Below are 15,687 nucleotides of genomic sequence, written 5' to 3'. Positions count from 1 at the left end.
GAAATAACCGGCCTACCGCTTCGGACCGGTGTTCAAAATATCTACACACCTGTATGACTAACTTCCCTCCGAGGATCTGGCGAGAAGCCGGATAAGATATGTTAAACAGTATTTTAGTAATACTTTGTCTCATCGCTGTCAGTGCATTTTTCTCTATTTCAGAAATCTCTCTGGCCGCATCCCGTAAAATTAAACTTAAACTGCTCGCCGATGATGGCGATCTCAATGCCCAACGCGTCCTGAAAATGCAGGAAAACCCGGGAATGTTCTTTACCGTGGTGCAAATCGGCCTCAATGCGGTCGCCATTCTTGGCGGTATTGTGGGTGATGCTGCATTCTCGCCCGCATTCCATAGCGTTTTCTCCCGATACTTCTCCCCTGAGCTTTCCGAGCAGCTGAGCTTCATTCTCTCCTTCTCGCTGGTGACTGGCCTGTTCATTCTCTTTGCCGATTTGACCCCGAAACGCATCGGTATGATTGCGCCAGAAGCTGTGGCTTTGCGCATCATCAACCCGATGCGCTTCTGTCTCTTCGTGTTCCGCCCGCTGGTGTGGTTCTTTAACGGACTGGCCAATACCATTTTCCGTCTGTTTAAGCTGCCGATGGTGCGTAAAGATGACATCACCTCTGACGATGTCTACGCGGTATTCGAAGCCGGCGCGCTGGCGGGGGTACTGCGTAAGCAGGAGCATGAGCTGATCGAGAACGTGTTTGAGCTGGAATCCCGTACCGTGCCGTCATCCATGACCGGACGTGAAAACGTGATCTGGTTCGATCTGCACGAAGATGAGCAGAGCCTGAAGAAAAAGGTGGCGGAACATCCGCACTCCAAGTTCCTGGTCTGTAATGAAGATATCGATCACATCATCGGCTATGTCGACTCCAAAGACCTGCTGAACCGCGTGCTGGCGAACCAGAGCCTGACGCTGAACAGCGGCGTGCAGATCCGCAATACCCTGATTGTCCCGGACACCCTGACGCTCTCCGAAGCGCTGGAAAGTTTCAAAACCGCCGGGGAAGACTTCGCGGTGATCATGAACGAATATGCGCTGGTGGTGGGGATCATCACCCTCAATGATGTCATGACCACCCTGATGGGCGATCTGGTGGGCCAGGGTCTGGAAGAGCAGATTGTGGCGCGCGATGAGAACTCATGGCTGGTGGACGGCGGTACGCCTATCGACGACGTGATGCGCGTGCTGGACATCGACGAGTTCCCGCAGTCGGGCAACTACGAGACCATTGGCGGCTTTATGATGTTTATGCTGCGTAAAATCCCGAAACGCACCGACTCGGTGAAGTTCTCAGGGTATAAGTTCGAGGTGGTGGATATCGACAACTACCGCATCGATCAGCTGCTGGTGACGCGCATCGACAACAAACCGACGGTGCTCGTGCCAAAAATGCCGGATGCTGAAGAGAACGCCTCGGCCTAAACCAGAAACATCAACGGCTCCCATCGGGAGCCGTTTCTTTTACTGCATAGCACGTTGGTTAAGCCATCTCAGTTTGCAGACGCATAACCTGACGGTTGACTTCGGACATCACAGAAAAGTGCTGTTTATCCTTCACTTTTGGGACAAGGATCTTGCCCTTATCAAACTCAAAAGCGCCAACGTCCTTGATATACAACCGTCCACGGAACAGGATTTTTACGTATTTAGCTACCTGAAGCGGATTGTAGCGTTGAAAAATTTTCATTCTATTATCTCCTGCGAATCATACGCTCTTGCGGCACCACAATCGGGCCGACCCTCTGGAGCGCAAATTTTGTTGCCCAATGACTATAGACGAGAAAAATGGTGATACCCAGTCTGCATAAGTTTATTTACCTTTTGATGACAAATAATCAGAATATTCTTTGCAATCGTAACTTTCGGGCAGTATAAGCCATCGTTTTTGTGCAGATATGTGCGTTCCCCCTCACTCTGGCACCAGGATTGCGGGTAAAGCGCCGCGATCGCACTTATGATTAAAACATCAGACCAAGTGGTCGGATCACCTGCTAATAAAACAATAAGGAAAACACCATGAACTTACGTAACATCCTGGCAACTGCCTGCCTGATGCTGCCACTGATGGCTTCCGCACATAATTTTGAGAAGGGACAACGTGTGCCACCGGTGGGCATTGCCGACCGGGGAGAATTGATCCTCGACAATAATGAGTTTAGCTACAAAACCTGGAATAGCGCGCAGCTTCCTGGCAAAGTGCGAGTGGTGCTACATATTGCCGGTCGCACCTCGGCAAAAGAGAAAAACGCAACCCTGATTGAAGCGATCAAGTCGGCACATTTACCAAAAGATACTTATCAGACCACTACCATAGTGAACACCGATGATGCGATACCGGGTTCCGGCATGTTCGTGCGCAGCAGCCTGGAGAGTAATAAAAAGCTCTACCCATGGTCACAGTTCATCGTCGACAGCAACGGCGCAGCCCGCGGCGCCTGGCAGCTGGAAGAAGAGAGCTCAGCCGTCGTCGTGCTGGACAAGCAAGGTAAAGTGCAGTGGGCGAAAGACGGGGCGCTGACCCAGGAGGAGGTGCAGCAGGTGGTCGCCCTGCTGCATAAGTTGGTCGGTCAGTAAAGCGAGACCCGGAAGCCTGGATTAAGGAAGGATTCCCGCGGGGTATAGTCGAGCGGCTTGCCCTGCCAGTCGTGAACATGGGCCCCCGCGGCGGCGGCAACGGCATGGCCTGCCGCCGTATCCCAGACGTTGGTTGGCCCAAAGCGTGGATAGAGCTGCGCCTGCCCTTCTGCCACCAGGCAGAACTTCAGTGATGACCCGATCGACGTTGTCTGGTGCTCACCCAGCTGATGCAGATACTCCTCAAGTTCGTTATCCGAGTGAGAGCGGCTGATCACCACCAGCGGTGGCCGGGCGTCACGCACCTGGATCGGGTTGCGCACCCCGCACTCCTCTTTCCACGCTTTGCCTTCGGCGGCGCTGTACATCACCTTCAGCACCGGGGCGTAGACCACCCCCAGCACCGCTTTGCCTTTATCAATCAGGGCAATATTTACCGTGAATTCACCGTTACGCTTGAGGAACTCTTTGGTGCCGTCCAGCGGATCAACCAGCCAGTAACGCTGCCAGTGCTGACGCTCCTCCCAGGGCTGGGGATCTTCTTCGGAAAGCACAGGGATATCGGGCGTTAACGCCTGCAAGCCTTTCAGAATCACCCCGTGCGCCGCGAGATCGGCTGCGGTCACCGGGGAGTCGTCGATTTTACGGATCGTGTCCATTGGGATCTTGCCATCGTAGACCTGCATAATGGCCTCGCCCGCTTCCCGTGCGAGCTGACAAATTTTATCTAACATTCTCCACCTCTTTGTTATCACAGTGGGTATAACTCTTTGTTTTATTTATATCGCATTGTGAATAAATCCGCTATCTGTGAAGCAATTCCGGTTTCAGGGCCCTTTTTTCTGGCAGGATTCACAATTCTGTAAGCAAAAAAATATAGATACATATTCTTTTGTGGCCTGGATCGAATAAAAGGACTCCTCTGATGATTAAGTTTAGCGCAACGCTCCTGGCGACGCTGATTGCGGCGAGCGTACAGGCAGCGACGGTTGATCTCCGCATTCTGGAAACCACCGACCTGCACAGCAATATGATGGACTTCGACTACTACAAAGACGCCCCGACGGAAAAATTTGGTCTGGTGCGTACCGCAAGCCTGATTAACGCAGCCCGTAGCGAAGTGAAAAACAGCGTCCTGGTCGATAACGGGGACTTAATTCAGGGTAGCCCGCTTGGGGATTACATGGCGGCGAAAGGTCTGAAAAAGGGTGATGTGCATCCGGTCTACAAGGCGCTGAACACCCTGGATTACGCGGTGGGTAACCTGGGTAACCATGAGTTTAACTACGGGCTGGACTATCTGCATATGGCGCTTTCAGGAGCCAAATTCCCGTACGTTAACGCCAATATCATCGACGTTAAGACCCAGAAGCCGCTGTTTACCCCTTATCTGATCAAAGAGACCACCGTGGTCGATCAGGACGGGAAACCGCAGACCCTGAAGATCGGTTATATCGGTTTTGTCCCGCCACAGATCATGACCTGGGATAAGGCCAACCTGAGCGGCAAAGTGACGGTCAATGACATCACCGAAACCGCCCGCAAGTATGTGCCGGAGATGCGCGAGAAAGGCGCCGATCTGGTGGTGGTGGTAGCCCACTCCGGTCTCTCTGCCGATCCATACCAGGCGATGGCGGAAAACTCGGTCTACTACCTCAGCGAAGTCAAAGGGGTGGACGCCATTCTCTTCGGCCACGCCCATGCGGTCTTCCCGGGCAAAGATTTCGCCAGCATTAAAGGGGCTGACATTGCCAAAGGCACCCTGAACGGCGTGCCCGCGGTGATGCCGGGCATGTGGGGGGATCACCTTGGGGTGGTCGATCTGGTGCTGAATAATGACGGCGGTAAATGGCAGGTCACCCAGTCGAAGGCCGAAGCCCGCCCGATCTACGATCTGGCCGCTAAAAAAGCGCTGGTGGGCGAGGATAAAAAGATCGTCGAGGTGCTGAAGCACGATCACGACGCCACCCGTGAGTTTGTCAGCAAACCTATCGGCAAATCTGCCGACAACATGTACAGCTATCTGGCGCTGGTGCAGGACGATCCTACCGTGCAGGTGGTGAACATGGCGCAGAAAGCCTACGTGGAGCGCTATATTCAGGGCGATCCGGATCTGGCGAAACTGCCGGTCCTCTCCGCTGCGGCGCCGTTTAAAGTGGGTGGACGCAAGAACGATCCGGCCAGCTATGTTGAAGTCGAAAAAGGCCAACTGACCTTCCGTAACGCCGCCGATCTCTATCTCTATCCGAACACCCTGGTGGTGGTCAAAGCCACGGGCCAGGAGGTGAAGGAGTGGCTGGAGTGCTCAGCGGGCCAGTTTAACCAGATCGACCCGACCAGCACCAAACCGCAGTCGCTGATTAACTGGGACGGTTTTCGCACCTATAACTTCGATGTGATCGACGGGGTGGAGTACCAGATTGATGTCTCCCAGCCGGCGAAATATGACGGCGAGTGCCAGGTGGTGAATGCCCAGGCCGAACGCATTAAGAACCTGACCTTTAACGGTAAGCCGATTGATCCGAAAGCGACCTTCCTGGTGGCGACCAACAACTACCGCGCTTACGGCGGTAAGTTTGCCGGGACCGGCGACAGCCATATCGCCTTCGCCTCACCGGATGAGAACCGTTCGGTGTTGGCAACGTGGATTGGCGAGCAGTCGAAGAAGAGCGGCGAAATCCATCCGGCAGCAGACAACAACTGGCGTCTGGCCCCTGTTCACAGCGATGTGAAGCTGGATATCCGTTTTGAGACCGCACCAACGGAAAAAGCGGCGGCGTTTATCAAAGAGAAAGCGCAGTACCCGATGCAGCAGGTTGCGACCGATGAGATTGGGTTCGCGATTTATCAGGTCGATCTAAGTAAGTAGCCGTTGTTTAGCCCGGCGGCGCTGCGCTTGCCGGGCCTACAAAACCCGTTCATCCCGGTTACTCATTACCTGGGGTAAATTCAGCTCGATCCAGTCGGCCAGCGCCGCTACCTTCTCACTCACCTCTTCCCCCAATGGGGTCAGGCTGTACTCCACGTGCGGGGGCACTACCGGATACGATACACGATTGACAAAGCCGTCCTGCTCCAGCGCCTGTAGCGACTGGGCCAGCATCTTCTCGCTCACCCCGCCCATCTTGCGGCGCAGATCGCTAAAGCGATGCGTCCCCTGACGTAACGCCACCAGGATCAGCACGCCCCAGCGGCTGGTCACATGCTTAAGCACATCCCGGGAGGGGCACTGCTCGGCAAAGAGATTGCCGTCGCGCATTTGCTCGCTGAGGGTTGGGTTTGCCATGAGATACTTACCTTTTTGTACGTACTTACTAAAAGTTAGTTTGAGTGATAGTGTGCCACAACATTCACCCGAGACGAAGGATATTCATCATGATCGCAATTACAGGCGCTACCGGCCAGCTTGGCCAACGCGTTATTGAACAGCTGCTGAAAACCGTTCCGGCCAGCCAGCTGGTCGCCATTGTACGTAACCCGGCGAAGGCTGAGGCGCTGAGCCAGCAGGGCGTGACCGTGCGTCAGGCCGATTATACCGACCAGGCCGCTTTCACCGTCGCACTCGCGGGCGTGGATAAACTGCTGCTGATCTCCTCCAGCGAAGTGGGCCAGCGCGCGCCGCAGCATCAGAATGTGATTAACGCGGCGAAGGCGGCGGGCGTGAAATTTATCGCCTACACCAGCCTGCTGCATGCCGACACCTCCCCGCTGGGCCTGCATGTGGAGCACGTTGCCACCGAAAAAGCGCTGGCCGAATCCGGTATTCCTTACGCCCTGCTGCGTAACGGCTGGTACACCGAAAACTACCTCGCCAGCGCCCCGCCTGCGCTGGAACACGGCGTGTTTATTGGTGCGGCCGGTGAAGGCAAAATTGCCTCCGCCACCCGCGCCGACTATGCCGCCGCTGCGGCCCGCGTTATCAGCGAAGAGGGTCATGCCGGTAAAGTTTATGAGCTGGCAGGCGACCAGGCCTGGACGTTAAGTGAGCTGGCTGCCGAACTGAGCCGCCAGAGCGGTAAAAACGTGGCCTATCAGAACCTGAGCGAAGCCGATTTTGCCGCCGCGCTGAAGGGGGTGGGTTTACCGGCGGGCCTGGCCGATATGCTGGCCGACTCCGACGTCGGTGCCTCGAAAGGCGGTCTGTTTGATGACAGCCGCACCCTCAGCGCGCTGCTGGGCCGCCCAACCACCACGCTTGCGGAGAGCGTGAAGCACATCCTGTAATTGTTAAAACATGGTTAATTAGTGTGGCATCCCTGCGGGTCATCTCTGATAATGACATTCTGACCCGCGAGGAGGCTCACCGTGCAAGGCGTACCTGAACAGTTTTTCGATGAGAGAGACAGCGCGCGCTTTCGCCATCTGGCGCAGGTGCCGGGCGTGGAGCTGTATCACGCCCATATCTCCCGTTACGCCTTTGAACCCCACACTCACGAGGCCTTCGGCATCGGTGCCATAGAAGCCGGTGCCGAACGCTTCCGCTATCGCGGCACGCAGTACGTCGCCCCCGTTCACTCCGTCGTCACGATGAATCCCGACGAGCTGCACACCGGCGAGGCCGAAACCGCCGACGGCTGGCGCTACCGGATGATCTATCTCGAACCGGATCTGCTGGAGGAGGTGACAGGCATCCGCCACTGGTGGTTCAGCGACGTCACCCGCCACGATCCCCGCCGTTCGCAGCAGATCTGTCAGCTGATCTACGGCCTGTGGCACACCGACGATCCGCTGGCGCAAAAGGGCCTGCTGCTGGATCTGATTGATACCTTCCAGCCGCTGGCGCGTCATGCGCCGGTCGCAAAAGAAGGGGCGCATCGCTTCGAGCGCGTGCGCGACTACCTGCATGACAACTACATGCACTCTCTGACCCTCGATGAGCTGGCGCAGGTGGTGTCGCTCAGCCCGTACCATTTCCAGCGCCAGTTCAAAGCCCATTTTCACGTCACACCGCATCAGATGCTGATGGCGATCCGCCTGTGGCGCGCCAAAGCCTTTCTCACCCAGGGACTCCCGGCGGCAGACGTGGCCGCCGCGACGGGCCTGACCGATCAGTCGCACCTGACCCGGGCGTTTACCCGTCGCTATGGCATTACCCCGGTGCGCTACCAGAAACAGGTAACGCAGCGCTAATGCGCAATCTCATACAATACCGCCCTCTGTTGCCTTTCTACACTGCTAGCAGGTTCAAAGCAGAGGAAGGGAAAAATGATTAGCGGCGTGTTGTATGCCCTGCTTGCAGGGTTAATGTGGGGACTGATTTTTGTCGGGCCGCTGATCGTCCCGGAATACCCGGCGGCGCTACAGTCGATGGGGCGCTATCTGGCGCTTGGGCTGATCGCCCTGCCGATCGCCTGGCTCGGCCGGGCACGGTTACGCCAGCTGAAAGGCCGGGACTGGCTCACCGCCCTGTCGCTGACGATGATGGGCAACCTGATCTATTACGTCTGCCTGGCAAGCGCGATCCAGCGTACCGGGGCTCCCGTGTCGACCATGATCATCGGCACACTGCCGGTGGTGATCCCGGTGTTCGCCAACCTGCTCTACAGCCAGCGCGATGGTAAGCTGGCGTGGTCGAAGATGCTCCCGGGGCTGTTTGCCATTGCGCTGGGGCTGGTGTGCGTGAATATCGCCGAGCTGCGTCACGGCGTGGCCGGAGGCAGTGGCTGGCGCTATGTTTCGGGGATCCTGCTGGCGTCGGTGTCGGTGGTCTGCTGGGCATGGTACGCCCTGCGTAACGCCCGCTGGCTGCGGGAAAACCCCGACAAACATCCGATGATGTGGGCCACCGCCCAGGCGCTGGTGACGCTGCCGGTCTCGTTACTGGGCTACCTTGCCGCCTGCGCATGGCTGAACGTGCAACAGCCGGACTTTGCCCTGCCACTGGGGCCACGCCCGTGGGTCTTTCTCGGGCTGATGCTGGCGATTGCCGTCTGCTGCTCGTGGGTGGGCGCCCTGTGCTGGAACGTCGCCAGCCAGAAATTACCGACGGTTATCTTAGGGCCGCTGATTGTCTTCGAAACCCTGGCCGGTCTGCTCTATACCTTCCTGATGCGCCAGAGCCTGCCGCCGCTGTTAACCGGCACGGGAATTGTGTTGCTGGTGGTGGGGGTGGTGATTGCGGTGAGTGCGAAACCGGAAAAACCGAGGGTAATTCCGGTTTCACAGCCGTGAAAAAGCCCGGCGGCGCTGCGCTTGCCGGGCCTACAAAGTCATGCGTTTCGTAGGCCGGGTAAGCGTTAGCGCCACCCGGCGTCTGTCAGAAGGTTTCCCAGTTGGCGTCGGTGGTCGCCTGTACCGGTTTGGCTTTTGCAGCATAGGTTTTCACTGGCGCAGCCTTAGCCACCGGGCCCTTCGCGATCTTAAACACCGCCACCGCCTCGTTCAGGCGTGCCGCCTGCTCTTCCAGCGCTGCCGCTGCCGCCGCAGACTCCTCCACCAGCGAGGCGTTCTGTTGGGTCACGCGATCCATCTCGGCCACCGCCTGGCCGACCTGATCGATACCCCGGCTTTGCTCATCTGAGGCGGACGCAATTTCGCCCATAATGTCGGTGACGCGGGTTACGGCGCTGACGATCTCTGCCATCGTCTCCCCGGCCTCATTGACCAGCGCGGAACCGGCGCTGACCCGGGCACCCGAGTCGTCAATCAGCCCTTTGATCTCTTTCGCCGCCTGGGCGCTACGCTGGGCCAGGGTACGAACTTCCCCTGCCACCACCGCAAATCCGCGTCCCTGCTCTCCGGCACGCGCCGCTTCCACCGCCGCGTTCAGCGCCAGGATGTTGGTCTGGAAGGCGATGCCGTCAATCACGTTGGTGATCTGGGCGATTTTGCTGGAACTGTTGGCGATCTCGTCCATGGTGCGCACCACCCCTTCCACCACGTTTCCGCCTTTTTTCGCGGTGCTTGAGGCATCCAGCGCCAGGCGTGACGCCTGACGGGCGTTATCGGCGTTCTGCTTCACGGTGGCGGTCAGCTGTTCCATACTGGCCGCGGTCTCCTCCAGCGAGGCCGCCTGCTGCTCGGTACGGGAAGAAAGGTCGTTGCTACCTGCGGAGATTTCGCCCGCGCCGGTATAAATAGTGTCGGAGCCCTCACGCACCACACCTACGGTGTTCGCCAGCGCCTTCTGCATCTCGTGAACGTTATAGGCCAGCATCGCCATTTCGTTTTTGCCCTGAACGTCAACAGGCTGCGTCAGATCACCCGCGGCGATAGCGCGAATATGATCGATGACCTCCTGCAGCGGCAGCAGCAGCACACGGCGCATGGCGATCCAACTGGAGACAATCACGGCGATCACCAGAAGCATCATCCCGGAAAGGATCCACAGGATGCGTTTGTAGTCGCTTTCGTTATCTTCGATGCCTTTATCGGTAAGGGCTGCCTGAGCCTGGCGCCATTCACGATAGACTTTCTGCATTGCGGTCTGCTTCTGCTCGGCGTTCTGCTTAAACATATCTTCGAGGTTGCCCTGGGAGAGCAGAAGGTTCATCTGGGTCAGGGTGGCCGAGTAGATGCGGTACTGCTCTTCCAGCTGGCTGGAGAGTTTTTCATCCAGGCCCGGCGTTTCCGGCAGCGCGTAGTATTTGTCGTAATGGGACTGGGCGTCTGCCAGCAGGTTTTTTGCCGTGTTGACCAGCTCATTCAACTGCCCGCCGTTAATCTGCGAAGCCACGCTGCTTTGCAGGCGCAGCATGCCGCGGTTGAGGGTGACGCGCGCCTGGTTAAGGCTGATCCACGCGTCAGTGAACTCGGCCACATTCTGGCTGGAGACCTGGGAAACGGTGAAGTTCTCTTTGTCGTTATTAAGCGCGTTGATGAAAATGCCGGCGGAGATCAGTTGCATGATCCCGAGCGCCAGCAGCACCGAAATCAGAAGGGTTATCACTTTTATACGTTTAAACATGCGTTGCCTTTTTTATATGCAGGTATTGTCTGACCTGTATCTATCGGCAGGCGCAGCGGGTTGTTTACCGTCTCTGTGCCTTTAAAAAGTTTCTAAACCCGTTTTTTAAATCCATTCATAGAGTTAAATCGGCATTTTTTTGTGATCTGTATCGCTTTTTTAACCCTGCCTATAAAGGGTTATAGCTTCGCCTAAAAGATGCATTTAAAATACATCTTATCAAATAACGATGAGGTAACGACCATGGCCTTCCGCGACCAACCTTTAGGCGAGCTGGCGCTCTCCATCCCACGCGCTTCGGCGCTGTTTCGTAAATACGATATGGATTACTGCTGCGGCGGTAAACAAACCCTGGCGCGTGCCGCGTCGCGTAAGGAACTGGATCTGGACCTCATCGAAGCAGAACTGGCGAAGCTGGCCGAGCAGCCGCTGGAAAAAGACTGGCGCAGCGTGGCGCTGGCCGAAATCATCGATCACATCATCGTGCGCTTTCACGATCGCCACCGCGAACAGCTGCCGGAGCTGATCCTGCAGGCGACCAAAGTTGAGCGCGTTCATGCCGAAAAAGCCTCTGTACCGCGCGGCCTGGCGAAAAACCTGACCCTGCTGCATGAAGAGCTCTCCAGCCACATGATGAAAGAGGAGCAGATCCTGTTCCCGATGATCAAACAGGGAATGGGCAGCCAGGCGATGGGGCCGATTAGCGTGATGGAAAGCGAGCACGACGACGCCGGTGAGCTGGTTGAAGTGATCAAGCACATCACCCATAACGTGACCCCACCGGCGGATGCCTGCACCACCTGGCGCGCCATGTATAACGGCATTAACGAGATGATCGACGACCTGATGGAGCACATCAGCCTCGAGAATAACGTGCTGTTCCCGCGGGCGCTGGCCGGGGAATAAAAAAGCCCGGTAGCGTTAGCGCTTACCGGGCTTACAAGAGCAACGAACCGTAGGCCGGGTAAGGCGAAGCCGCCACCCGGCACAATGCAATTAACGCATGCCAGCCATCCGCTTCTTACCGATAAACAGCCAGCCCAGCCCCAGCGCGATAAACCACAGCGGCGTGACCATCAGCGCCTGACGGGTATCCTCTTCCAGAGTCAGCAGTACCAGTACAAACACGAAGAACGCCATGCATACCCAGCACATCAGCTTGCCCCACGGCATCTTGTAGATGGATTTTTCATGCAGGTGCGGACGCTGTTTGCGATACACCAGGTACGAGCACAGGATGATGGTCCAGACGAACATGAACAGGATCGCCGAAACCGTGGTGATCATGGTGAACGCGCCAATCACGCTTGGGTTCACGTAGAGCATCACCACGCCGCCCAGCAGACAGATACAGGAGAAGGTCAGCCCTTTCGCCGGTACCGCACGCTTCGACAGCTTAGCAAACGCGCTCGGTGCCACCCCTTCCTGCGCCAGACCAAACAGCATACGGCTGGTGGAGAAGACGCCGCTGTTGGCAGACGAGGCCGCAGAGGTCAGCACCACGAAGTTAATCAGGCTTGCCGCCGCCGGTAAACCGACCAGCACAAACAGCTCAACGAACGGGCTCTTGCTGGGTACCACGGAGCTCCACGGCGTCACTGACATAATCACGATCAGCGCGAAGACGTAGAACATGATGATACGAATCGGAATAGAGTTGATCGCGCGCGGCAGCGATTTCTCCGGGTCTTTGGTTTCGGCGGCGGTTGTGCCCACCAGCTCAATCCCTACAAAGGCGAAGACCGCAATCTGGAAGCCGGCAAAGAATCCGCTCAGCCCTTTTGGGAACCAGCCCCCGTCATTCCACAGATGGGTGAACGAGGCCTGCACGCCGCTCGGAGAGGTAAAGTGGGTCATGATCATCACCAGGCCGACCACAATCAGGCCGACAATGGCGACGATTTTGATCATCGCGAACCAGAACTCCATCTCACCGAACATTTTTACGGTGGCGAGGTTAAGGCTCAGCAGCAGGATAATCACCGCCAGCGAGGCCACCCAGTCCGACAGTCCCGGGAACCAGAACTGCGCGTAAGCCGTAATGGCGACGACGTCGGCCATCCCGGTCACCACCCAGCAGAACCAGTAGGTCCAGCCGGTGAAGTAGCCCGCCCACGGCCCGAGAAGGTCGGAGGCAAAGTCGCTAAAGGATTTGTATTCGAGATTCGAGAGCAGCAGCTCGCCCATTGCCCGCATCACGAAAAAGAGCATAAAGCCGATGATCATATAGACAAAAATGATCGACGGCCCGGCAAGACTGATGGTTTTGCCTGACCCCATAAACAGCCCGGTACCGATAGCGCCGCCGATGGCGATAAGCTGAATATGACGGTTTGTGAGATTTCGCCGTAGCGATTGTTCAGACGGTGCCTCTTCGTCGGCAACGACTTTTACCTGATCTACCATGTGATGTTTTCCTGTTGTTACTGCCTGTGTTGTTTAGGCTCTTCTGGCCCTTTATTACGTCGAAAAGCGACGGCCCGGTTAAGGACTCATCGATATTAGGTAAGAATCGGCGGGATGAATACTTTGATTTAAATATTATGTTAACAATATGTTGAAACTGAGTGACGTATCACTTAAGCCACGCAAAACAGCTCACAAAAATACACTTACTGTGACCTTTTGCAAGATAATCTGTTGATTAGGGCGTAACTATAGGTTTTTAAACTAATTCCCTCTCCCCTGGTGGGGAGAGGAAGAGGAGAGGTCGCTTACAGGATTTCCAGCAGCTCAACTTCAAAGACCAGTGTGCTGAATGGCGGAATAGAGGCGCCAGCGCCACGCTCGCCGTAGGCCAGGTTCTGTGGGATAGTCAGCTCCCATTTAGAACCAACCGGCATCAGGGTCAGGGCTTCGATCCAGCCTGGGATCACGCCGTTTACCGGGAATTCTGCCGGTTCGCCGCGGGCAACAGAGCTGTCGAATACGGTGCCGTCAATCAGTTTACCGGTGTAGTGTACGCGAACGTGGTCGGTACGCGCCGGGATTGGACCTTCGCCCTGGGTGATAACGCGGAACTGCAGACCGGTTTCGGTGCTGTTCACGCCTTCGCGCTCACGGTTCTCTTCAAGGAATTTCTCGCCTGCCGCAGCCATCTCTTCGAAACGGGCACGACGCACAGCGTCTGCACGTTCGTGGATTTCACGCAGCGCGCGGTGAACCACATCTACCGGAACCGCTGGCTGTTTACCTTCCAGCGCATCGGCGATACCCGCCACCAGCGCTTCAGGTAACAGACCCTGCAGACCTGATTCGCTCAGCTGCTGTCCTACCTGCAAACCAATGCCGTAGCTTGCCTGCGCTTCGATTGTGTCAAAAGTCGGGGTGGTCATGGGATTTCCTTCCATCACATTTAAAGTAGCGGGCAGCATAACAGCCACCTTCCATCCGGTAAAACTTTGTCTTATGGAAAGATGACAAATTACGACGAAACGGAAACAATAGAGGCTATCTGGATTTTTCCCGAATGCGTGTCACGGAAGCTGGCTTTGTTACGCTCATCAGGCAGTTAGCAAACTATACTTATCGGGACAGGAAAAAAGACGCGGAGCAGGAGGAGAGCCATGCCCGGGCCATTTGAACTAAAACCTACCCTGACGAAAATCTGGCATGCGCCAGATAACTTTCGCATCATGGACCCGCTGCCGCCGCTGCACCGCAGAGGCATTATTATCGGTGCGCTGATGGTGATTGTCGGTTTTCTGCTGCCAGGCGGCGCGGACGACAGCGCCACAGCGCCCGTGCGTCGTGATACCGAACTGGATTTCCGTTCGCAGACGCAGCCGCAGCCAGATTCACAGCCGATGCAAACGCAGCTGGTGTCACCCTCTAACGATCCCGGCCAGGTCGCGCCTGTTGAGCCGGAGCCGATTCAGGAAGAGCAGCCCCAGGAGCAGGCCGCCGCGCCGGTACAATCCCAGCAATCCCCTCCCGGTATTGAACAGCAGTGGCGTTCCTACCGTGTAGAGTCGGGCAAAACGATGGCGCAGCTGTTCCGCGATCACAACCTGCCGCCGACCGACGTCTATGCCATGGCGCAGGTTGAGGGACCAGGCAAGCCGTTAAGCAACCTGCAAAACGGCCAGATGGTGCAGATCCGCCAGAATGCGAGCGGCGTGGTGACAGGGCTGACCATTGACAGCGGCAACGGCCAGCAGGTGCTGTTTACCCGTCAGTCTGACGGCAGCTTCATCCGCGCCAGATAGCAGTTCGCCCGGTGGCGTAACGCTTACCGGGCCTGCTTTTCACTGACTTTGTTAACCCACCAGATCCCCGAGCAGACCAGCACCAGCGCCACAACGTATTTGATCTCCAGGATATTTTCGCCGAGGAAAATGGCCGAAAGGACGGTTCCGGCCACCGGTACTAAGAAGTTGAACGGGGCGATCATGCTGACGCGGTTATATTTCAGCAGCAAACTCCACAGTGCAAACGCCACCGAGGAGAGCAGAGTCAGGTAGCCCAGGATGGCCGCCGCTTTGACGCTGGGAACGGCCAGCGTTCCGCCGGTAATATAGCCTCCCACCACCAGCATCACCCCACCTATCGCCAGCTGCCAGCCGGTCATCACCATCGGATCCACCGTCTGAGAAATGCGTTTACCGTACAGCGTGGCGGCAGAGAGGATAAACGCCGCCAGCACCACAAAACCATCCCCGTTCCAGACGAAGTGGAAGTCCTGCAACCCGCTGTTAAAGTTCACGATCATCACCCCGGCAAACCCGAGGATACAACCGAGGGCTTTGTTGTAGCTGATCTTGTCGTTCTGATAGATAAAGTGCGCCAGCATAACGCTGAAGAAGGTGGCGGTCGCGTTCATGATCGACCCTTTGGCACCCGTTGTGTATGCCAGACCGATATAAAAGAACGTGTACTGGATCGTGGTCTGCGTCAGGCCCAGTATCGTCAGTTGCCCGAACTGGCGCGGGCTGAGCCGACCAATCGGCTTGCGCTGGGCCAAAGCAAGCAGCAGCAATAGCAGGCCAGCAAAAACAAAGCGATACCCCGCAAAGACTACTTTTGATGGAATGTCGTTGGTGGCGATATGAAAGAGTTCGTAGCCACTCTTGATCGCGGGATAGGAGCTACCCCATAGCAGACAGCACAGCGTAGCGCTGGCGAACACAATGTTTTTACGGGAGAAAAGCGGTGCAGGCAGAGCGGTATCCATGAAAAATCCCAAAGATAAAA

Annotated in this window: 15 protein-coding genes; 8 read left to right on the top strand and 7 right to left on the bottom strand. The window is 56.6% G+C overall.

The window, feature by feature from the left end; genetic code table 11:
- Positions 1–98: 98 nt before the first annotated feature.
- Positions 99–1,436, top strand: coding sequence for a polyamine export protein PaeA (gene paeA, locus C3406_RS15120; RefSeq protein ID WP_103178002.1), 1,338 nt, complete (start codon positions 99–101; stop codon positions 1,434–1,436).
- 58 nt (positions 1,437–1,494) lie between these two features.
- On the opposite strand, the gene C3406_RS15115 is transcribed toward paeA, so the two are convergent.
- A complete protein-coding gene (locus C3406_RS15115; RefSeq protein ID WP_032616223.1) occupies positions 1,495–1,701 on the bottom strand; it encodes a DUF1107 domain-containing protein in 207 nt (68 codons plus the stop codon).
- A gap of 329 nt (positions 1,702–2,030) precedes the next feature.
- Here C3406_RS15115 and C3406_RS15110 point away from each other — a divergent pair, with 329 nt between their 5' ends.
- Positions 2,031–2,588 carry a YtfJ family protein gene (locus C3406_RS15110; protein ID WP_103823022.1) on the top strand — a complete coding sequence of 186 codons (558 nt, stop codon included), beginning with the start codon at positions 2,031–2,033 and terminating at the stop codon, positions 2,586–2,588.
- On the opposite strand, the gene cysQ is transcribed toward C3406_RS15110, so the two are convergent.
- Positions 2,582–3,322: a 3'(2'),5'-bisphosphate nucleotidase CysQ gene (gene cysQ / locus C3406_RS15105; protein ID WP_103178000.1), complete on the bottom strand. Its 741-nt coding sequence runs from the start codon at positions 3,320–3,322 to the stop codon at positions 2,582–2,584. The two genes, C3406_RS15110 and cysQ, sit on opposite strands and share 7 nt — an antisense overlap.
- A gap of 191 nt (positions 3,323–3,513) precedes the next feature.
- Here cysQ and C3406_RS15100 point away from each other — a divergent pair, with 191 nt between their 5' ends.
- On the top strand, positions 3,514–5,457 hold the full coding sequence (locus C3406_RS15100) for a bifunctional 2',3'-cyclic-nucleotide 2'-phosphodiesterase/3'-nucleotidase (RefSeq protein ID WP_103823021.1): 1,944 nt from the start codon (positions 3,514–3,516) through the stop codon (positions 5,455–5,457).
- A gap of 36 nt (positions 5,458–5,493) precedes the next feature.
- On the opposite strand, the gene C3406_RS15095 is transcribed toward C3406_RS15100, so the two are convergent.
- Complete coding sequence (locus C3406_RS15095) at positions 5,494–5,874, bottom strand: winged helix-turn-helix transcriptional regulator (RefSeq protein ID WP_168194502.1); 381 nt, start codon at positions 5,872–5,874, stop codon at positions 5,494–5,496.
- Positions 5,875–5,963: 89 nt separating this feature from the next.
- On the opposite strand from C3406_RS15095, the gene C3406_RS15090 reads away from it, so the two are divergent.
- The 3 genes from C3406_RS15090 to C3406_RS15080 all read left to right on the top strand — a co-directional run bounded on the left by C3406_RS15090 (position 5,964) and on the right by C3406_RS15080 (position 8,759).
- Entirely contained in the window at positions 5,964–6,812 is an 849-nt protein-coding gene (locus tag C3406_RS15090) for an SDR family oxidoreductase (RefSeq protein ID WP_103823019.1), read from the top strand.
- Between the two features lie 81 nt (positions 6,813–6,893).
- Positions 6,894–7,718 (top strand): AraC family transcriptional regulator, encoded by an 825-nt coding sequence (locus C3406_RS15085; RefSeq protein WP_103823018.1) that lies wholly within the window; start codon positions 6,894–6,896, stop codon positions 7,716–7,718.
- A 75-nt stretch (positions 7,719–7,793) separates the two neighbouring features.
- Positions 7,794–8,759 carry a DMT family transporter gene (locus C3406_RS15080; protein WP_103823017.1) on the top strand — a complete coding sequence of 322 codons (966 nt, stop codon included), beginning with the start codon at positions 7,794–7,796 and terminating at the stop codon, positions 8,757–8,759.
- Positions 8,760–8,844: 85 nt separating this feature from the next.
- Here C3406_RS15080 and C3406_RS15075 read toward each other — a convergent pair whose 3' ends face one another.
- The gene (locus C3406_RS15075) at positions 8,845–10,494 is read right to left on the bottom strand and encodes a methyl-accepting chemotaxis protein (RefSeq protein WP_103823016.1); all 1,650 of its coding nucleotides are present in this window, start codon (positions 10,492–10,494) and stop codon (positions 8,845–8,847) included.
- Positions 10,495–10,737: 243 nt separating this feature from the next.
- Here C3406_RS15075 and ytfE point away from each other — a divergent pair, with 243 nt between their 5' ends.
- The gene (gene ytfE / locus C3406_RS15070; RefSeq protein ID WP_103823313.1) at positions 10,738–11,400 is read left to right on the top strand and encodes an iron-sulfur cluster repair protein YtfE; all 663 of its coding nucleotides are present in this window, start codon (positions 10,738–10,740) and stop codon (positions 11,398–11,400) included.
- 90 nt (positions 11,401–11,490) lie between these two features.
- On the opposite strand, the gene cycA is transcribed toward ytfE, so the two are convergent.
- Positions 11,491–12,900: a D-serine/D-alanine/glycine transporter gene (gene cycA / locus C3406_RS15065; RefSeq protein ID WP_103823015.1), complete on the bottom strand. Its 1,410-nt coding sequence runs from the start codon at positions 12,898–12,900 to the stop codon at positions 11,491–11,493.
- A gap of 308 nt (positions 12,901–13,208) precedes the next feature.
- On the bottom strand, positions 13,209–13,829 hold the full coding sequence (fklB, locus tag C3406_RS15060) for a BamJ family beta-barrel-assembly machinery protein (RefSeq protein WP_168191996.1): 621 nt from the start codon (positions 13,827–13,829) through the stop codon (positions 13,209–13,211).
- A gap of 231 nt (positions 13,830–14,060) precedes the next feature.
- Between fklB and C3406_RS15055 the strand changes: the two genes are divergently transcribed.
- Positions 14,061–14,702 (top strand): OapA family protein, encoded by a 642-nt coding sequence (locus C3406_RS15055; protein WP_103823014.1) that lies wholly within the window; start codon positions 14,061–14,063, stop codon positions 14,700–14,702.
- 23 nt (positions 14,703–14,725) lie between these two features.
- On the opposite strand, the gene C3406_RS15050 is transcribed toward C3406_RS15055, so the two are convergent.
- Complete coding sequence (locus C3406_RS15050; protein ID WP_103823013.1) at positions 14,726–15,667, bottom strand: DMT family transporter; 942 nt, start codon at positions 15,665–15,667, stop codon at positions 14,726–14,728.
- Positions 15,668–15,687 lie beyond the last annotated feature (20 nt).

This window comes from Leclercia sp. LSNIH8 (assembly GCF_002920195.1).
GTDB lineage: Bacteria > Pseudomonadota > Gammaproteobacteria > Enterobacterales > Enterobacteriaceae > Enterobacter.
This window is presented reverse-complemented; position numbering and strand designations above follow the sequence as displayed.